Genomic DNA, 17760 nt, shown 5'->3' with positions numbered 1-17760 from the left:
TGTCATCAGCGTCCTCGCAGGAACCAGCGGTCGATTTCGGGAAGGGTGAAGCGCGCCCAGGTCGGGCGCCCGTGATTGCATTGTCCGGAGCGCTCGGTGGCTTCCATCTCGCGCAGCAGCGCGTTCATCTCCGGAACGGTCAGGCGACGATGCGCGCGAACGGCACCATGGCAGGCCATCGTCGAAAGCAATTCGTCGCGCGCCGATTTCACGCGCAGGCTTTCACCATGCTCGCGCAGATCGGTCAGCACATCGCGCAACAGGGCTTCGGTGTCGCCCTGGGCCAGCAATGCCGGCACGCTGCGCAGCAGCAGCGTCTGCGGGCCGGTGCGCGTGAGTTCGAAACCGAGTTCGGCCAGGGTCGTGGCCTCGCGCTCGGCAACGTCAGCCTCGCGCTCGCTCACGGCGACACTCTGCGGCACCAGCAGCGGTTGCGTGCGCAGGCCCTCGCCGTCGTGCGCGTTCTTCAGTTTTTCGTAGCCGATGCGCTCGTGCGCAGCGTGCATGTCGACGACGATCAGGCCGTCGGCGGTTTCGGCGAGCACGTAAATGCCGTGCAGCTGCGCGATCGCGTAACCAAGCGGCGGCACGCTGTCGTCGCGCGTTTCGGGCAAGCCGTAGTTCGCGACGATGGGGGCTTCCGATCCCGTCGGCTGCATGGCCGGCGCGGAAGGCGTTCCATAAAGCGATGCATAAGCTGCGCGGGCTTCGTCCACGCGTAGCGAAAGCCCCTGCTGCGACGCGCCGAACGCGTATGGCGGCGGATTCGACGACCATGCGGGAGCGGCCTGCATCCCGCTCTCCGTGATCGCCATCGGTTGCGATGCGCCCGTCGAGACCGCGGCACCGGCGCCCGCGCGCGTTTCCGCGAGCGCGTCGTGCAGCGTGCGATAGACGAAATCGTGGACCAGCCGCGAATCGCGGAACCGCACCTCGTGCTTGGCCGGATGCACGTTGACGTCGACCCGCGTCGGATCGAGTTCCAGGAACAATACGTAGGCCGGCTGGCGGCCGTGGAACAGCACGTCGGCGTAAGCCTGCCTCACCGCGTGCGCGACATTGCGATCGCGCACGCTGCGGCCGTTGACGTAGAGGTATTGCTGATCGGCGCTGGCACGCGAATACACCGGCTGCGCGATCCAGCCGTGCAGGTGCAGCCCGGCGGCTTCGTGTTCGACGCGCAGCGCATGCTTGGCGAATTCCTCGCCCAGGGTTTCGACCAGGCGCTCGCCGGAGAACAGTTCGCCGTCGCCCTTGTAGCGACGCGATGGTTTGCCGTTGTGCGAGACGCGCAGTTCCACATCCGGACGCGCCAACGCCAGCGAGCGCAGCCATTCCTCGATATGACCGAGCTCGGTGCGCTCGGCGCGCAGGAACTTGCGCCGCGCCGGCACGTTGTAGAACAGGTCGCGCACCTCGACGGTGGTACCGCGCGGATGCTGCTTCGGCGCGAGTTCGCCGACGTTGCCGCCTTCCACATGCAGGGCCGTCCCGCGCTCGTCCTCGTTGCGCCGCGAACTGAGCACGAAGCGGCTGACCGAGGCGATCGAAGGCAGGGCTTCGCCACGGAAGCCCAGGGTGGCGACGGATTCGAGATCGTCCAGCGACGCGATCTTGCTGGTGGCGTGGCGCGATATCGCCAGCGGGAGTTCGTCCGCGGCGATGCCGCCGCCGTCATCACGCACGCGGATCAGGCGGACACCGCCTTCTTCCAGGTCGATGTCGATGCGGCGCGCGCCGGCGTCGAGTGCGTTCTCGACCAACTCCTTGACGACGGAGGCGGGACGCTCGACGACTTCGCCGGCGGCGATCTGATTGATGAGGATTTCGGGAAGCTGACGGATGCTCACCCGGGAATGATACGGGAGACGGAAGAAATCGACGGGAGACGCCGGGCAACTTTCCGTTCCCGCATCGTCCTCTCTGCTACCCGTCTCGCGCGCTTAGGGGCTACCGCCCCCACCCGCTCCGCCGATGCCCGACGAGGCACCGCCCGCATCGGCGCGCGCGGCGTACATCGTGCCGGGCGGCGGCTGCTGCTGGAAATAGGCGTCGATGCCACCGAGCACCGCGCGTGCCAGCGTGCGCTGGTAGGACGGGTCGGAGAGCAGGCGCTCTTCCTCAGGATTCGAGATGAAGGCCGTCTCCACCAGCATCGCCGGCATGTCGGAGGTGCGCAGCACGGCGAAGTTGGCGCGCTCGATGCGGGCCTTGTGGTTGCTGCCGACGCGCGACAGACCACTCAGGACATGGTTGGCGGCGTCTTCCGACGCCTTCATGTGGCCGCTCTGGGTGAGGTCGAGCAGCACCGAGGCCAGCGTGTTGTCGGCGGCCGGCATGCGCCCGCCGATCAGGTCGGCGGCGTTTTCCTTGTCGGCGAGCCAGCGCGCGCGCTGCGAGGAGGCGCCCTTCAGCGACAGCACGTAGACGGAGGAGCCATTGGCGCTGCGATTCTCCGCGGCGTCGGCATGGATCGAGACGAAGATGTCGGCCTTGGCGGCGCGCGCCAGCTGCGCGCGGCGCGGCAGCGGGATGAACACGTCGCGATCACGGGTCATGTAGGCCTTCAGGCCGGGCGTGGCATTGATCTGGCGCGCGAGTTCGCGGCCGATCGCCAGCGTGACGTCCTTTTCGCGCTTGCCGTTCATGCCGATCGCGCCGGGATCCTGACCGCCGTGGCCGGGATCGATGGCGACGACCAGCGGGCGCATGCCGCGCGTCCAGGCGCGTGTCGGCGGGCGCGGCGCGTCTTCCTCGGGGGAGGACTGCGCAGGCGCAGGAGTGACCGGCGTCGGCACACCGGTGGCGATGCGCGTCGGGACGCCCGTCGCGATGCGGGTGGGAACACTAGCGGTCGCACCGTTGAAAGGCGTGCCGCTGGAGGGTGAAGACGTGGACGGCATCGTCCGCTGCAACGACGGTTCGCTCGTTGGCTGCGGTTGCGGCGGCGATGCCGGATTCTGAGTCTGGGCGGAGGGCTGGGAACCGCTGGGCTGCACGGCGGAGGCGATCAACCGCGAAGTCGCGGCGGCCGAAGCTGCGGACTGATCGGCTTCGGACGGGGCCGGCCCCGGAGATGCCGGAGTCTGGGCAACCGTTTGCGCCGGATTGGCCGGAGCGGGTGTCGGAGCCGACGCGGTGCTCGCCGTGGCGGATGCCGGACCGGCACCTTCGTCGCCCGGCCATTCGAGGACCAGACGGCTGCCGTCCGGCCCGTTCTCGAAACGCGGCTTCAGCGCCACGACCGATGCATTGAGATCGAAGACGATGCGGGTCGTTCCCGGCACGGGATGGCCGCTGCGAACGGATTTCACCAGGCCCGCCGGCCCCGGCAGCTTCACGCCGCGGCCCAGGCTGGTGCCCGGCAGATCGACGACCAAGCGGTCGGGGTTGGCCAGGGTCAGGACCTGGAATTCGGCCTGCTTGTCCAGGACGACCTCGGCACGGGTGCCCGTGGCGCCGGCATTCACACGCAAGTGATTGATTTCAGAGGCGCGCGCAAGATTCCACGCCAGCGCGGCCAATAAGGCCAGGCCGAGCAGGAATTGTTGGAAGGTGGCCCCCTTGACTCGCATGCGCCTTAGTCAAGCACCAAGCGCGCATTTTTGCAATCAGTTTTCCCTTAAAAATCCGTAGCCTGGCGACCTTTGCTACGGGTTCGATTCAGGAAAGGGCCGCAACCCACCAAAACTCGGATAGCCGGGCTAACCAGGTCGCCCCCGCCGGGCTGGCTGGGACCAGCCGGGCTGCACGGCCAGTCCCCTGCACCGCCAGCTCCACCCGCAGGTCCGGGGGCGGCAAGCCGCCCTGCCCGCGTTCGGGCCATTCGACCAGCCACAGCGCGGCGTCGCTGTCGTCGAGCCCGAGGAATTCGAGTTCACCCGCATCACCGATGCGATACAGATCCAGATGCAAGGCTTCGCCGCGCGTGGTGTCGTAACGCTCCACCAAGGTGTAGGTCGGACTGCGCACCGCGCCCGTCACGCCGAGCGCGCGCAACCACGCGCGCGCGAGCGTGGATTTTCCGGCGCCGAGATCGCCCTGCAGATACACACTCGCGCGCGCGGGTTGCGTCGCGGCGAGCGAGCGAGCGAGCGAATCGGTGGCATCGCTGTCGCGCAGGAACATTTCGATTGGAGCCATCGTGGCTACTGTCATTGCGGTGGGTGCGGTCACACTCATGAGTTGGCCAAGCGTCGCACGTGCGCGAACAGATCGGAAGGCAGCAATCCACGCTCGCCACCTTCCTGCGCGGCGGCATCGCCCGCCGCCGCATGCAGCAATGCACCGCAGCATGCTGCATCGAATGCGGACAGACCTTGCGCGCGCAACGACGCGATGATGCCGGTAAGAATGTCGCCCATGCCGCCCACCGCCATGCCGGGATTTCCCGCGGCGATCACGCGCATCGTTTCGCCGGGCGCCGCGATCACGGTTCCCGCGCCTTTCAGCACGATCACGCAGCCGTAGCGCTCACACAAACTGTTCGCTGCCGCGTAGCGACTGGCTTGCACTTCCTGCGTGGAAGTGCCGAGCAATCGCGCCGCTTCGCCGGGATGCGGTGTGAGGATCGTGTCGGATGGCAGAACGCGAGGCGTGGATGCCAGCAGATTCAAGGCATCCGCGTCGAGCACCAGCGATTTCCCCGCCGCCAGCGCGACTTCTTGCAATGCATGACCCCACTCTCCCTGCCCCAGTCCTGGGCCAAGCGCAATCACATCTGCCGACTCGATCAACGGTTGCAGCGATGCCGCCGCATCGACCGCGCGCGCCATTGCTTCCGGCCTGCGCGACAGCAACGCGATGACGTGCTCGGCACGCGTGGCGACATCCACCAGGCCCGCACCGGCGCGCAGCGCCGCTTCCGCGCACATCGCGATCGCACCGCCCTTGCCGTGATCGCCGCCGATGCACAGCACACGCCCCGACTCGCCCTTATGTGTATTGCGACGGCGGCGCGGCAGATAGCCGGGCAGCGCATCCGCTGCGATTTGATGTGCCGCCACGGGCAATTCGTCCAGCATCGTCCGCGGCACGTCCAACGATGCGACGCTGCGCACGCCGACATGATCGAGCGCCGCCCCCGTCGCCAAACCAAGATGCGCGCCAATGAATTGCACGGTATGGCTGGCATGGACCGCCACGCCCGGCACGCGGCCGGTATCGGCATCCACGCCGCTCGGCACATCCAGTGCGAGCACCGGTACGCGCATCGCGTTGATGGTCTCGATCAGCGCGGCGGTCCCGGCATCCGGCACGCGCGAGAAGCCGATGCCGAACAGAGCGTCGACGATCAGGTCGAATTGTTCGGAGCCAGCCCGCGGTACATCGTCCAGCGCCGCGTCGGCATGGCCTCCGGCTTCGAGAAACTCCTGACGCATGCGCTGCGCCAGCTCACCGCGCGAAGCGTGCGACGGCAGCTGCAGCACACGCACCGCGCGCCCGGCCTCGCGCGCATGGCGCGCCAGCACCCAGCCGTCGCCACCGTTGTTGCCGGGGCCGCACACTACCAGGATGCGGCGAGCGCGCGGCCAGTGCGTCAGCGACGCATGCCAGGCGGCCAGCCCCGCGCGCCGCATCAGCACCTCGTCGCCACCGAAGACATCCGCCTGCGCCTCGATGCGGCGCAGCGCGCGGCTGTCGTAAAGGGGCATGCCGTTGGCAGGCTGGAGGGATCCGCTCATCCGCACGATTCTATACTTGCGCCATGGTGCCTCAGGCCATCACCGCCACCGATCTCGATCCCGCCGTCGCCGCACGGCGGATCAAGGCGCTCGCGCGCGAAGCGGGGTTCCAGCGCTGCGGCATCGCCGGGATCGAACTCGGCGCGGACGAAGCCTATCTGCGCGATTGGCTCGCCAACGGCCTGTACGGCTCGATGGACTGGATGGCGCGACACGGCGACAAGCGCTCGCGCCCCGCGGAACTGGTGCCCGGCACGCTGCGCGTGATCTCCGTCGGTCTCGATTACGGCAGCGACGAAGAAGAAGCCTGGCAGACGCTGACCGACGGCGAGCGCGCCTACGTCGCCCGCTACGCGCTCGGCCGCGACTACCACAAGCTGATGCGCAATCGCCTGCAGAAGCTGGCCGATCGCATCGCCGAGGAGATCGGCCCGTTCGGCCATCGCGTCTTCGTCGACTCTGCCCCGGTACTCGAACGCGCGCTGGCGAGGAATGCCGGGCTGGGCTGGATCGGCAAGAACACCTGCCTGATCGACAAGGACGGCGGCTCCTGGTTCTTCCTGGGCGAAATCTACGTCGATCTGCCGCTGCCGATCGATCCTCCCGCGAGCGCGCACTGCGGCACCTGCACGCGCTGCATCGATATCTGCCCGACACAGGCCATCGTCGCACCACACCGGCTCGATGCGCGGCGCTGCATCGCCTACCTCACCATCGAGCATGAAGGCGCGATCGACGAGGAACTGCGGCCACTGATCGGCAACCGCATCTTCGGCTGCGACGACTGCCAGCTGGTGTGTCCCTGGAACAAGTTCGCCAAGCGCACCGACGAGCCGGATTTCCGCGTGCGCAACGATCTGGACAAGGCGACGCTGGCGGAATTGTTCGCCTGGAGCGAAGCCGAATTCATGCAGCGCACGGAAGGCTCCGCGATCCGCCGCAGCGGCTACGAACGCTGGCTGCGCAATATCGCGGTGGCGCTGGGCAATGCGCCGACTTCGCCGGAAGTGATTGCGGCGCTACAGTCGCGGATCGGGGTGATCGATCCGATCGTGCGCGAACATGTCACCTGGGCCTTGGCCCGGCACGGCGTTTGATGTCCTGACGAAAGAAAATCAGAGACGGAGCTTCAGCTCCGCGAGCAGCGCGGCCGTGACCGGATCGTCCGCTTCGGTTTCCCCGCGCAACGCGGGCAACAAGCGATTCGCCACCTGCTTGCCAAGCTCGACGCCGAACTGGTCGAAGGCATTGATGCCCCACGCCACCGACTGCAGGTAGACGCTATGCTCGTACAACGCGATCAGCTGACCGAGCGCTTCCGGTGTCAGCGCATCGAGCAGCAGCAGCGTGCTGGGACGATTGCCGGCGTAGGCGCGATGCGGATCATCGTTGGCCTGTCCGTTCGCCAGTGCTTCGGTCTGCGCCAGTAGATTGGCGAGCAGTGCCTGGTGGTTCTCGCTGTACGGATCGTCGTTGCGGACCACGCCGATGAAGTCGGCGGGGACGATCTGCGTGCCCTGATGCAAAGCCTGGAAAAAACTATGCTGAGTATCGGTGCCCGGACCACCCCACCACACCGGCACGGTCTGTTCGCGCAGTGGCGCGCCGTCCAGGCGTACCGATTTGCCGAGGCTCTCCATCACCAGCTGCTGCAGATAGTTCGGCAGCAGGCGCAGGCGCTCGTCGTAGGGCAGCACGGCCTGCGTGGCGGCGCCGAATGCGTTGCGGTTCCAGATCGCGGTCAAGGCGTGCCAGAACGCGAGATTCTCGCGCGGCGGCGCCTTCAGCGCGTGCGCGTCCATCTCGGCGGCACCGGCGAGCAGCGCTTCGAAACGGTCCATGCCGATCGCGAGCGCGATCGGAAAGCCCACCGCCGACCACAGCGAGTAGCGGCCACCCACCCAATCCCACATCGGCAGGATGCGCTCGGGCGCGATGCCGAACTTCGCAGCGCGCTCGACATTCGCACTGACGGCGTAGACGCGGCCGTCGTCGCCGAGCCAATCGCGGACGATGGTGCCGTTGAGCAGGGTTTCCTGGGTACCGAAGGTCTTGGAGATCAGGATCGCGGCGGTACGCGCCGGATCGAGCCCGGCCAGCGTGCGCTGCGCGGCGGCGCCGTCGACATTAGAGAGGAAGTGAACACGAAAGCGAGCGCCCGGCAGGCTCAGGGCATCCGCGACCAGGCGCGGGCCGAGATCGGAGCCGCCGATGCCGACGCTGACGATGTCGGTGACATTGGACGCCGACAGCGCATCGATCAGCGCCGCCATCCTCGTGCGCGCCTCGCGCGCCTGCGCGGATGCGGCATGCGCGACGGGCGCCGGCGACAGATCGCCACGCAGCGCCGTGTGCAGCGCGGAGCGGCCTTCGGTGGCGTTGACGGTGTCGCCGTCGATCAGGCGCTGCATCGCGCCGGGGAAATCGGCGGTTTCGGCCAGCGCGAACAGTGCGTCGAGCGCGGTGCGGTCGTAGCGCTGACGTGCGAAATTCGCGTACAGCGCACCGGCGCGCAGCGCGAAGTCGCCCGCGCGCGCGGGATCGTCGGCGATCAGTTTGGAGATGGGCGCGCTTTGCAGGCGCGCGGCGGCGTTTCTGAGGACTTCGAAATCAACCGTCGCCATTCCGATCACGCCGCCTGTGCGGGGATCGAGGTGTTGGTGTGGGTCAGCTTGTTCTGCCGATCCACGTACACCAGCGTCGGCTTGAACTTGGCCGCCTCGGCCTCGTCGCAGCTGCCGTAGGCGCAGATGATCACCAGATCGCCCGGCTGCGCCTTGTGGGCGGCGGCGCCGTTCACCGAGATGATGCCGCTGCCTTCCTCGCCACGGATGGCATAGGTGGCGAAGCGTTCACCGTTGTTGATGTTGTAGATCTCCACGCGCTCGTACTCGCGGATGCCCGAGATGTCGAGCAGGCGGCCGTCGATGGCGCACGAGCCTTCGTAATGCAGCTCGGCGTGGGTGACGGTGGCGCGGTGGATCTTGGCTTTGAGAAGGGTCAGTTGCATGGGAGCTGGAGCCGTGGGGAGGCGCAGGCCGCGGAGTGTACAAGATGTAGGCCGTCGGCCGGATTTCCAGCCCAGGAGCGCGACCGGAAGCGTTTCAACGGGGAATGCTGAATTCCAGATTGTCGATCAGCCGGGTCTTGCCCAGCCTGGCAGCGATCAGGGCGACCCGGTCGCCACCCTCGCCGTCCAGCGGCTCGGTGAGATCAGGGCGCCGCACGACGGCGTAATCGACCACCAGGCCCGCCTCCGTCAGCGCGGCACCGGCGTCCGTCTCGACCGCCGCGCGAGCGGTACCGGCGGCGGCCGCTTCTTGCATCGCCAGCAACGTGCGGTGGATGACCGGAGCGGTGGCGCGCTCCTGCGGCGACAGATACTGATTGCGCGAACTCATCGCCAATCCGTCGTCTTCTCGCACGATCGGCGCCGGCAGCAGCTCGATCGGGAACGCGAGATCGCGCACCAGATAACGAATCACCGCCAGCTGCTGGTAGTCCTTGCGCCCGAATGCGGCGACGTCCGGCTGCACCTGATTGAACAGCCGCGAGACCACGGTGGCCACGCCGTCGAAATGACCCGGACGATGCGCACCGTCGAGCACATCGGTGATGCCTGGCACGCGCATGTGCACGGCGTTGGCGGCGCCGTAGGGATACATCGTCTCCACCGACGGCAGCCACAGCAAATCGCAGCCGGCTTCGCGCAGGCCTTCCGCATCCGCTTCGGGTGTGCGCGGATAGCGCGCGAAGTCCTCGTTCGGCCCGAACTGCGTCGGATTCACGAAAACGCTGGCGACGACGCGATCGGCACGTTCGCGCGCGATCTTCACCAGCGAATGGTGTCCGGCATGCAGATTGCCCATGGTCGGCACGAAGCCGATGCGCAGGCCGGCACGCTTCCACTCGCCGATGCGCGCGCGCAGCGCCGGCAGCTCACTGATCGTGTCCAGGCTCATTCGTAGGAATGCTCGGCGTCGGGGAAGCTGCCATCGCGCACCGCCGCGATGTAGGCCTTCACGGCACCGGCGACGGAGCCGCCCTCGCCCAGGAAATCCTTGACGAATTTCGGACGCCGGTGCCCGGTGTGCAGGCCGAGGAAATCGTGCAGCACCAGCACTTGTCCGTCGCAATGCGGGCCGGCGCCGATGCCGATGGTGGGAATCGGAATCGCCTGGGTGATCGCCTGGGCGAGCCCGGACGGCACGCATTCGAGCACCAGCAACGTCGCGCCCGCCTCGGCCACCGCGGCGGCGTCCGCACGCAGGCGCTGCGCGGTGGCGTCCTCGCGCCCTTGCACCTTGTAGCCGCCGAAGCGCAGCACGGATTGCGGGGTCAGGCCGAGATGTCCGCAGACGGGAATCTCGCGTTCGGTCAGGAAGCGGATGACATCGAGTTTGTGGCCGGCGCCTTCCAGCTTCACCATCTGCGCGCCGGCCTGCAGCAGGCGCGTGGAAGCTTCGAGCGCGCGCTCGGGCGTGGCGTCGGACTGGAACGGCAGATCGGCGATCAGCAGCGCGCGCTTCACGGCGCGCGCGACGATGGTGGTGTGATAGACCATGTCGTCGACGCTGACCGGCAGCGTCGAGTTCTGTCCCTGCACCACCATGCCGAGCGAATCGCCGACCAGCAGGAGTTCGGTGCCGTTCTCGTCGAAGACGCGCGCGAAGCCGGCGTCGTAGGCGGTGAGCATCGCCAGCTTGTGGCCGCCGCGCTTGGCTTCGGCCAGTGCCGGGACGGTCAGCGGCTTGCGGTCATCTGGGGCATACATGGCGCGGCAACCGTTTTGATGCGATGCATCAGGGTAACGCTTGAATGCCTTCGTCCGCCACGGCGGCGCGCGCGGCACGTATCGTTCCACGGCCGGGGATCACCGCCTCCGGCGCGATCTCGGTCAGCGGCACCAGCACAAAGGCGCGCTCGTGCAGATGTGGATGCGGCACGTGCAGACCGGGCTGATCGATGGTCGTTTCGCCGTAGAGCAAAAGATCGAGATCGAGTGTGCGCGGCCCCCAGCGCTCGCTTCCGTCGCCGCGGTCACGGCCGAAGCTTCGCTCCAGCGTCAGCAAGGCATCGAGCAGCGCGCGCGCATCCAGACGGGTGTCGAGCGCGGCGACGGCGTTGACGAAATCGGGCTGGTCGCGTCGGCCCCAGGCCGGCGTCCGGTACAGCTTCGAGGCGCGCAGCAATCGCGTTTCCGGCAAATCGCCCAGCGCGTCGATGGCGGCGCGCAACGTCTGGACCGAGTCGCCGACATTGCTGCCGAGACCGACGTACGCGACTTGAGCGTCACTCATTCGGCAGCGGATTCGGCGTGACCGGCCGGCTTGCGACGACGGCGACGGCGCTTGCGTCCGGGAGCCGCCGCACCTTCGCCTTCCGCTTCGTCGGGTTCGGTTGGATGCATCGCGATGGCGTTGTCCGGATCCTGTTGCGCATCACGCCAGAACGCCACATCGTCGGCATGATCGTCTGACGCTGCCTGTCGCAGGATCAGGAAATCGAAGGCGGCGCGGAAACGCGGATGCGAGAGCGTGCGCATCACCCGCTTGCGCTGGCGCTGACCGCTGCGGGCCTGCGACAGCCGCGCCTGCATCAGCCAGATTTCCTGCATCGGCAGCGAGAACCGGCGCGGCAGCGCGATCGAATCGAGCTGATGCACGGTGACGCGATCGGCGGCGCGACGCTGCGCCTCGGTGAGGTGCACGCCCTGCGACTGCAGCGCCATCAGCGCGCGGCAGTAGGCCGGCCACAGCAGCAATGCGAACAGGAAGGCCGGCGACACGGGTTCGTCCGCGCGCACGCGCGCATCGGTGTTGCGCAGGCCGGCGATCACCATGCGCCGCAGCGCGCCGCTGCGATTGGCGGCGAGCGCGGCGGCCGTGTCGGGGAACAGCGCGGACAGCAGCCCGTAGCGCTCCAGCCCCTCGAAACTGGCTTCGGCGTGGCCGGAGAGGAACAGCTTCAGGCAATCCTCGAACAAGCGCGCCGGCGCGGCCTCGCGCAGCAGCGGCGCCAGGCGCGCGATCGGCTCGGCGGTGCCTTCGTCGATGCGGAAGCCAAGCTTGGCGGCGAAGCGGATCGCGCGCAGCATGCGCACCGGGTCTTCGCGATAGCGGGTTTCCGGATCGCCGATCAGCTTGAGCACGCGGTTGTTCACGTCCTCGAAGCCGCCGACGTAATCGCGCACGGAGAAATCTTCGACCGTGTAGTACAGGGCGTTCGCGGTGAAATCGCGCCGCACCGCGTCGTCCTCGATGCTGCCGTAGACGTTGTCGCGCAGCAGGCGGCCGTCGTCGTGGACCTGGCGGTCGCCGCTGCCGTCGTCACTGTTGGCGCGGAAGGTGGCGACCTCGATGATCTCGCGACCGAACACCACGTGCGCCAGGCGGAAGCGGCGGCCAATCAGCCGGCAGTTGCGGAACAGGTGCTTGACCTCCTCCGGCGTGGCGCTGGTGGCGACGTCAAAGTCCTTGGGGTGGCCGCCGACCAGCAGGTCGCGCACGGCGCCGCCGACCAGGTAGGCATCGAAGCCGCCCTCGCGCAGACGGTAAAGCACGCGCAAGGCGTTCGCGCTGATGTCCTTGCGCGAGATCGTGTGTTGCTCGCGCGGGATGACGCGCAGGGCGATGGAGGTGGATTGGGTCGGGTTGGGCATTCAGACAGGAGATTCGATCGGCTGCCCTTTTGGCAACCGCGACGGGCGCGGGTCCTTCCGCGAGCCCCGACCATCCGCGATCGGGCTTTCCACGATATACTAACAACTTCGTGCCGGGCATCCGACGGCACGCCGGCCGTCCAGCCGGTGCCGGCTCCTACCGGCAACCCCCTGCTCCCTTCGTCTAGAGGCCTAGGACGTGGCCCTCTCAAGGCTAAAACACGGGTTCGAATCCCGTAGGGAGCGCCATATCAATGCGAGTCATTCTCGCAAGAGGTCCAAGCCAACCGCGCGGACCTTACCGACAAGACCCGGCTCCGGCCGGGTTTTGTTTGGGTGACGAGAAGACCGCCCCACCCCGCTGCTTCGCCCTGCTTTGGGCAAGCCGCTAGACTATCCACCAAGCCACATCGCGAATCCCCCATGCCTTTTGTCGTCACCGAGAACTGCATCAAGTGCAAGTACACCGACTGCGTCGAGGTGTGCCCGGTCGACTGTTTCCACGAGGGCCCGAACTTCCTGGTGATCGATCCGGACGAGTGCATCGACTGCACTCTGTGCGAGCCGGAATGCCCGATCAACGCGATCTATCCCGAGGACGACGTGCCTGCCGGTCAGGAGGAATTCGTCGCCCTGAATGCCGAGCTGTCCAAGGCCTGGCCGGTGATCACCGCGCGCAAGGACGGGCTGCCGGACGCGAAGGAATGGGAAGGCAAGACCGGGAAGCTGCCATTGTTGGAACGGTAAGCCGAAAACGAGTTTCCACAACGAAAAACGGGCGCCGAGGCGCCCGTTTTCTTTTGGCTCACTGAACTGGCTCAGCCGCCCAGAGCCGCCTTCAACGCGGCGATCAGCTTGGTCGGCGCCTCGGTGGTGGCCGGCAGGCCGCGCGGATCGACCGCGGACACGTACACGCCGGCATCGACCTTGGTCACGCGCACCAGGAACTTGCTGCCTTCGTAGTCCACGTCGTAGGTGCCGAGGATCTGCGCCTTGCTGGCGATGGTGACGCCGGTGGTCGCGGCGAGGGCGTCGCCGACCTTGGCGAAGATCGCGTCGCGCTCGCCGGGAACCGTGAAGCCGTTGGCACTGCCGGTCGGCGCGGCCGCGGGCGCCGGCAGCGAGGAACGGCTGACCGACTGGGCGTCGCCACCGGGCAGCTTCATCGCGCCGGAACTGTCGGGGAGGTTCAGATCGGGCGGCACTTCCAGCGGACGGCTCTCCGGGCTCGCGGCATAGAGGTCGTTCTTCTTGCGGAACCAACTGCAGCCGGAGGTGCCGAGAACGGCCGCGGCCACCAGGGCGACGACCACGGTACGGAGCGGGAAAGCTGAAAGACGCATCGGGTTCTCCTGCGGATCAAGCCGCCAGTGTATCGCGAGTGAGCGTGCAACCATGCTTAACCGATACCCTCTCGGGTGAGGCGAGACGCGCTTTGCGCGGCACTGCCGCGCAGTCCCGCCATCGCGCTGCGCCGCCAGCGCGGCGAGGCCCGGCCATGGATGGACGGGCCGGACGGACCGTCAGCCCATGTTGTTACGCCATGAACGGCAACATTACCGGCGGAAACAATCAATTTGACAGCGTAAGGACTCAAGAGCGCGCGTTCGCGGCCTCGAACGTCTGGACCGCCTCCAGCATCCGCTCGGCCAGGACGGCATGCTCCGCCGACAGCGTCGTCAGCGGCAGGCGCAGACCGGTGCCGATGCCCAGCCGCGCCAGGATCGCCTTCACCGGGATCGGGTTCGGCTCGATGCCGAGGAAGTCGTAAAGCGCATGCAGTTGCGTGTCCAACGCCTGCGCCGCATCGGCATCGCCGCCGCGCGCCAAATCGCTCAGGCGCCGGAACGTCGCCGGCACCACGTTCGAGGCCACCGAGATGATGCCGTCGGCGCCGGCCAGGATCGCGCGCGCGGCGGTGGGATCGTCGCCGCTGAGCACGGCGAAGGCATTCGAGCGCAGCGGCAGCAATGCCTGCATGCGTTCCGGCTCGTTGCGTGCTTCCTTGATGCCGACGATGCGCGCATGTCCGGCGAGTTCGGCGACGGTTTCGGGCAGCAGATCGCAGCCGGTGCGGCCGGGTACGTTGTAGAGCACGATCGGCAGCGCGTTGTCGTCGGCGATCGCGCGGTAATGCGCGACCAGGCCGGCCTGGGTGGGACGCACGTAAGGCGGCGTCACCACCAGCGCGGCGTCGGCGCCCAGCGCGGCGGCGCGGCGGGTCTGCTCGATGGTCTTGGCGGTGTTCGACAGACCGGTACCGGCGAGCACCGGAATGCGTCCGCCCAGCACCTGGACCGCGGTGCGCAGCAAGGTGTCGTACTCGGCATCGAGCAGCGCGGCGGCTTCGCCGGTGGAGCCGGCGACCACGACGCCTTGCGTGCCCGCGCTCAGCTGCGCCTGCAGGAGGCGGCGCCAGGCGTCGAGGTCGAGTTCGCCGGCGGCCGTGAACGGTGTCGCCAGCGCGGTGATGCTGCCGGAAAGTCGCATGTGCGGAATGGAGTTGGGAATGGGGGTGGGAATTCGGGCAACCGGTTGAAATCCGCGACAAATTCCGTCGCGCGGCCTTCGCGCCGGTTTTCGCACCGACCTTCGGTCCCCAGCTTTCGTGAGGCAACTTTACTTGCGGCGCGAAACCACGGGCAAGTATGCTGATCACCGCATCCGGTCGCCGACCGGGTCGCCGTTCACACCCTATTCGCTTCGGACGCCGCCTTGACCGATCCAGACACCGCTGTGCGGCCCGCGCCGAACGAGAATTACCTGCTGATCAACGCCTATTCGACGCATCCGCAGTCGCCACTGCTCCCGGTGACGCGGCGTATTTCCGACAGCGGATGCAATCTCGTCGATACGCGCCTGTCCACCGTCGGTCGCGACGTCTCGGTGACGGCGCTGGCCACCGGCTCGTGGGACTCGGTCGCCAAGCTCGAGGCGATGCTGACCCGCCTGGAACGCGAGGAAGGGCTGAAGCTGATCTGGTACCGCACCGGCCCCAAGCCCGTGCAGTCCAACCTGCTGCCCTATGTGGTCGAGGTGGTGGCGTCGGACAAGCCCGGCATCCTGTTCCAGCTGGCCGATTTCTTCGACCGCCAGGGCATCACCATCGAAAGCCTGCACTGCTCGCGCTACCGCGCCATGCAGACCGGCGCCGACATGTTCTCGGCGCAGGTCACCATCGGCGTGCCCGCCGACATGCACATCGCGGCTTTGCGCGACGACTTCCTCGAGTTCTGCGATCACCTGAATCTCGACGCCATCATGGATCCGATGAAGTTCTGACATGCTCGATACCGGCGACAAAGTTCCGAAGCTATCGCTGGCCTTGTCCAGCGGAATCACCGCGAAACTCTCCGATCATCTCGGCCATTGGCTGGTGCTGTACTTCTACCCGAAGGACTCGACGCCCGGCTGCACCACCGAAGGCATCGAGTTCAATGGCTTGCTGCCTAAATTCACCAAACTCGATGCCACCGTGCTCGGCGTCTCGCGCGATTCGATCAAGTCGCATCAGAATTTTTGCGACAAGCAGGGGTTCAAGTTCGATCTCGTCAGCGATGTCGACGAAACGCTGTGCAACGCCTTCGGCGTGATCAAGGAAAAACAGCTCTATGGCCGCAAGTACATCGGCATCGAGCGCAGCACTTTCCTGATCGACCCGAAAGGCCGCATCGCCCAAGCCTGGCGCGGCGTCAAGGTGGCCGGGCATGCGCATGCCGTCCTCGACGCCTTGAAGACTGCCCAGACCAAGTGAGTCGCCTCTCCATCCGACCGATCCACCGCCCGCGCTACGCGGGTTGCGGTGGACCGTCGCCATCCATTTACCGCTCAACACAACACGCATAGGACGACGCGATGACCAAAGGCAAGCGCATCTACGTGCTCGACACCAATGTGCTGATGCACGATCCGACTGCGTTGTTCAAGTTCGAGGAGCACGACGTCTTCCTGCCGATGCAGGTGATCGAAGAGCTCGACAACGGCAAGAAAGGCACCTCGGAAGCCAGCCGCAACGCGCGCCAGGTCAGCCGCTTCATCAACGAGCTGATCGAATCGCAGGGCGCCGACAAGATCGCCTCCGGCCTCACCCTCACCCGCCCGCAGGGATTGCAGCTGCGCAGCGCCGAGAGCATCGGCCGCCTGCAGTTCCAGACGCGCGCGGCGGAGCTGCAGAAGCGCGGCAACGGCGCGCTGCCGGACAACGACATCATCGCGGCCATCGTCGCGCTGAAGCAGGCCGAGCCGGGCGCGCCGGTGGTGTTCGTGTCGAAGGACATCAACCTGCGCATCAAGGCGGCCATCGCCGGCATCGCCTCCGAGGATTACGAGAACGATCGCGCGCTCGACGATTTCAGCCTGCTCTACACCGGCGCCACATCGCTGCCGGGAGATTTCTGGCAGCGCCACGGCAAGGACCTGAAGTCGTGGACCGACAAGGGCCGCACCTATTACGAAGTGTCGCTCGAGGACGATGAGGAATGGTTCGCCAACCAGTTTCTCTATCTGCCGGGCGATGACCAGACCGAACTGCGCGTGGTCAAGGTGGAGGGCGCGCGCGCGACGCTGCAGATCGTCGACGACTACCGCAACCAGCAGCACGCCGTGTGGGGCATCATCGCGCGCAATCGCGAACAGAATTTCGCGCTCAATGCGCTGATGGACCCGGAAGTCGACTTCGTCACCCTGCTCGGCACCGCCGGCACCGGCAAGACGCTGCTGGCGCTGGCCGCGGGCCTGGCGCAGACGATGGACGCGCAGCGCTACCGCGAGATCATCATGACCCGCGCCACCGTCAGCGTCGGCGAGGACATCGGCTTCCTGCCCGGCACCGAGGAAGAAAAGATGACGCCGTGGATGGGCGCGCTCACCGACAACCTCGAAGTGCTGATGCCGAGCAACAAGGAAGGCGGCAGCTGGGGACGCGCGGCCACCAACGACCTGCTCGCCTCGCGCATCAAGATCCGCTCGCTCAACTTCATGCGCGGCCGCACTTTCCTCAATCGCTGGCTGATCCTGGACGAGGCGCAGAACCTCACGCCCAAGCAGATGAAGACGCTGATCACCCGCGCCGGTCCCGGCACCAAGATCGTGTGCCTGGGCAACGTCGAGCAGATCGACACGCCCTACCTCACCGAGACCACGTCCGGCCTCACCTACGCCGTGGATCGCTTCAAGAGCTGGGCGCACAGCGCGCATGTCACGCTGCGGCGTGGCGAGCGGTCGCGGTTGGCGGATTACGCTTCCGAAGTGCTCTAAGCGCACCACGACATCTCTGACGACTCCCATCGCTTCCTCGCGGAAGCGATGGCGAAGCCGTTGCCGACCGCGCCGTTCGTCGGCTGCACTCTTCATTTTGATGTTTAAAACATCAAAATCAATTTCTCATAATTGCAATTCAAGGATTAAAATCAAAAA

Annotated in this window: 16 protein-coding genes, 1 tRNA gene and 1 pseudogene; 6 read left to right on the top strand and 12 right to left on the bottom strand. The window is 66.9% G+C overall.

The features are described from left to right. Window positions 1-5: 5 nt before the first annotated feature. The 4 genes from mutL to LG367_RS17025 form a co-directional block, all read right to left on the bottom strand. Window positions 6-1850: a DNA mismatch repair endonuclease MutL gene (mutL, locus tag LG367_RS17040; protein ID WP_226470464.1), complete on the bottom strand. Its 1845-nt coding sequence runs from the start codon at window positions 1848-1850 to the stop codon at window positions 6-8. A gap of 93 nt (window positions 1851-1943) precedes the next feature. Then, window positions 1944-3575, bottom strand: a complete 1632-nt coding sequence (locus LG367_RS17035) for an N-acetylmuramoyl-L-alanine amidase (RefSeq protein WP_226470463.1) — start codon at window positions 3573-3575, stop codon at window positions 1944-1946. 88 nt (window positions 3576-3663) lie between these two features. Next, window positions 3664-4143 (bottom strand): tRNA (adenosine(37)-N6)-threonylcarbamoyltransferase complex ATPase subunit type 1 TsaE, encoded by a 480-nt coding sequence (tsaE, locus tag LG367_RS17030; protein ID WP_226470462.1) that lies wholly within the window; start codon window positions 4141-4143, stop codon window positions 3664-3666. Between the two features lie 35 nt (window positions 4144-4178). Next, window positions 4179-5684 (bottom strand): NAD(P)H-hydrate dehydratase, encoded by a 1506-nt coding sequence (locus tag LG367_RS17025; protein WP_226470461.1) that lies wholly within the window; start codon window positions 5682-5684, stop codon window positions 4179-4181. A 23-nt stretch (window positions 5685-5707) separates the two neighbouring features. On the opposite strand from LG367_RS17025, the gene queG reads away from it, so the two are divergent. After that, window positions 5708-6781: a tRNA epoxyqueuosine(34) reductase QueG gene (gene queG, locus LG367_RS17020; RefSeq protein WP_226470460.1), complete on the top strand. Its 1074-nt coding sequence runs from the start codon at window positions 5708-5710 to the stop codon at window positions 6779-6781. An 18-nt stretch (window positions 6782-6799) separates the two neighbouring features. On the opposite strand, the gene pgi is transcribed toward queG, so the two are convergent. The 6 genes and pseudogenes from pgi to pcnB all read right to left on the bottom strand — a co-directional run. After that, window positions 6800-8308 (bottom strand): glucose-6-phosphate isomerase, encoded by a 1509-nt coding sequence (pgi, locus tag LG367_RS17015; protein WP_226470459.1) that lies wholly within the window; start codon window positions 8306-8308, stop codon window positions 6800-6802. A 5-nt stretch (window positions 8309-8313) separates the two neighbouring features. Then, a complete protein-coding gene (gene panD / locus LG367_RS17010; RefSeq protein WP_226470458.1) occupies window positions 8314-8694 on the bottom strand; it encodes an aspartate 1-decarboxylase in 381 nt (126 codons plus the stop codon). Between the two features lie 94 nt (window positions 8695-8788). Continuing rightward, a complete protein-coding gene (gene panC, locus LG367_RS17005) occupies window positions 8789-9646 on the bottom strand; it encodes a pantoate--beta-alanine ligase (protein WP_226470457.1) in 858 nt (285 codons plus the stop codon). Further along, window positions 9643-10458, bottom strand: coding sequence for a 3-methyl-2-oxobutanoate hydroxymethyltransferase (panB, locus tag LG367_RS17000; RefSeq protein WP_226470456.1), 816 nt, complete (start codon window positions 10456-10458; stop codon window positions 9643-9645). The genes panC and panB overlap by 4 nt, the downstream gene beginning before the upstream one ends. A gap of 28 nt (window positions 10459-10486) precedes the next feature. Then, window positions 10487-10984, bottom strand: coding sequence for a 2-amino-4-hydroxy-6-hydroxymethyldihydropteridine diphosphokinase (gene folK / locus LG367_RS16995; RefSeq protein ID WP_226470455.1), 498 nt, complete (start codon window positions 10982-10984; stop codon window positions 10487-10489). Continuing rightward, a pseudogene (gene pcnB / locus LG367_RS16990) lies at window positions 10981-12315 on the bottom strand (polynucleotide adenylyltransferase PcnB); the annotation flags it as partial. The gene folK and the pseudogene pcnB, both read right to left, overlap by 4 nt. A 203-nt stretch (window positions 12316-12518) precedes the next feature. Here pcnB and LG367_RS16985 point away from each other — a divergent pair. Together LG367_RS16985 and fdxA are read left to right on the top strand one after the other, a co-directional pair. Continuing rightward, window positions 12519-12594: transfer RNA gene (locus LG367_RS16985), tRNA-Glu, on the top strand. A gap of 174 nt (window positions 12595-12768) precedes the next feature. Beyond that, window positions 12769-13092, top strand: a complete 324-nt coding sequence (gene fdxA, locus LG367_RS16980; protein ID WP_226470453.1) for a ferredoxin FdxA — start codon at window positions 12769-12771, stop codon at window positions 13090-13092. A 71-nt stretch (window positions 13093-13163) separates the two neighbouring features. On the opposite strand, the gene LG367_RS16975 is transcribed toward fdxA, so the two are convergent. Next, the gene (locus LG367_RS16975; protein WP_226470452.1) at window positions 13164-13688 is read right to left on the bottom strand and encodes a hypothetical protein; all 525 of its coding nucleotides are present in this window, start codon (window positions 13686-13688) and stop codon (window positions 13164-13166) included. Window positions 13689-13938: 250 nt separating this feature from the next. Next, window positions 13939-14835, bottom strand: a complete 897-nt coding sequence (gene dapA / locus LG367_RS16970) for a 4-hydroxy-tetrahydrodipicolinate synthase (protein WP_226470451.1) — start codon at window positions 14833-14835, stop codon at window positions 13939-13941. A 225-nt stretch (window positions 14836-15060) separates the two neighbouring features. On the opposite strand from dapA, the gene LG367_RS16965 reads away from it, so the two are divergent. The 3 genes from LG367_RS16965 (at window position 15061) to LG367_RS16955 (ending at window position 17601) form a co-directional block, all read left to right on the top strand. Next, a complete protein-coding gene (locus tag LG367_RS16965; protein ID WP_226470450.1) occupies window positions 15061-15627 on the top strand; it encodes a glycine cleavage system transcriptional repressor in 567 nt (188 codons plus the stop codon). A gap of 1 nt (window position 15628) precedes the next feature. Next, window positions 15629-16099, top strand: coding sequence for a peroxiredoxin (locus LG367_RS16960; protein ID WP_226470449.1), 471 nt, complete (start codon window positions 15629-15631; stop codon window positions 16097-16099). A 101-nt stretch (window positions 16100-16200) separates the two neighbouring features. After that, a complete protein-coding gene (locus tag LG367_RS16955) occupies window positions 16201-17601 on the top strand; it encodes a PhoH family protein (protein WP_226470448.1) in 1401 nt (466 codons plus the stop codon). Window positions 17602-17760: the final 159 nt, after the last annotated feature.

The organism is Luteimonas panaciterrae (assembly GCF_020511115.1).
In the GTDB taxonomy this organism is placed as follows: Bacteria; Pseudomonadota; Gammaproteobacteria; order Xanthomonadales; family Xanthomonadaceae; genus Luteimonas; species Luteimonas panaciterrae.
The sequence above is the reverse complement of the archived record's forward strand: the minus strand, read 5'-3'. Positions and strand labels throughout refer to the sequence as shown.

Coding starts and splice junctions, on each gene's coding strand:
- LG367_RS16975 (WP_226470452.1), bottom strand. CDS start 13,688: ATGCGTCTTTCAGCTTTCCCGCTCCGTACCGTGGTCGTCGCCCTGGTG.
- fdxA (WP_226470453.1), top strand. CDS start 12,769: ATGCCTTTTGTCGTCACCGAGAACTGCATCAAGTGCAAGTACACCGAC.
- LG367_RS16955 (WP_226470448.1), top strand. CDS start 16,201: ATGACCAAAGGCAAGCGCATCTACGTGCTCGACACCAATGTGCTGATG.
- panB (WP_226470456.1), bottom strand. CDS start 10,458: ATGTATGCCCCAGATGACCGCAAGCCGCTGACCGTCCCGGCACTGGCC.
- folK (WP_226470455.1), bottom strand. CDS start 10,984: ATGAGTGACGCTCAAGTCGCGTACGTCGGTCTCGGCAGCAATGTCGGC.
- LG367_RS17035 (WP_226470463.1), bottom strand. CDS start 3,575: ATGCGAGTCAAGGGGGCCACCTTCCAACAATTCCTGCTCGGCCTGGCC.
- panC (WP_226470457.1), bottom strand. CDS start 9,646: ATGAGCCTGGACACGATCAGTGAGCTGCCGGCGCTGCGCGCGCGCATC.
- tsaE (WP_226470462.1), bottom strand. CDS start 4,143: ATGGCTCCAATCGAAATGTTCCTGCGCGACAGCGATGCCACCGATTCG.
- queG (WP_226470460.1), top strand. CDS start 5,708: ATGGTGCCTCAGGCCATCACCGCCACCGATCTCGATCCCGCCGTCGCC.
- pgi (WP_226470459.1), bottom strand. CDS start 8,308: ATGGCGACGGTTGATTTCGAAGTCCTCAGAAACGCCGCCGCGCGCCTG.
- panD (WP_226470458.1), bottom strand. CDS start 8,694: ATGCAACTGACCCTTCTCAAAGCCAAGATCCACCGCGCCACCGTCACC.
- LG367_RS17025 (WP_226470461.1), bottom strand. CDS start 5,684: ATGAGCGGATCCCTCCAGCCTGCCAACGGCATGCCCCTTTACGACAGC.
- LG367_RS16960 (WP_226470449.1), top strand. CDS start 15,629: ATGCTCGATACCGGCGACAAAGTTCCGAAGCTATCGCTGGCCTTGTCC.
- dapA (WP_226470451.1), bottom strand. CDS start 14,835: ATGCGACTTTCCGGCAGCATCACCGCGCTGGCGACACCGTTCACGGCC.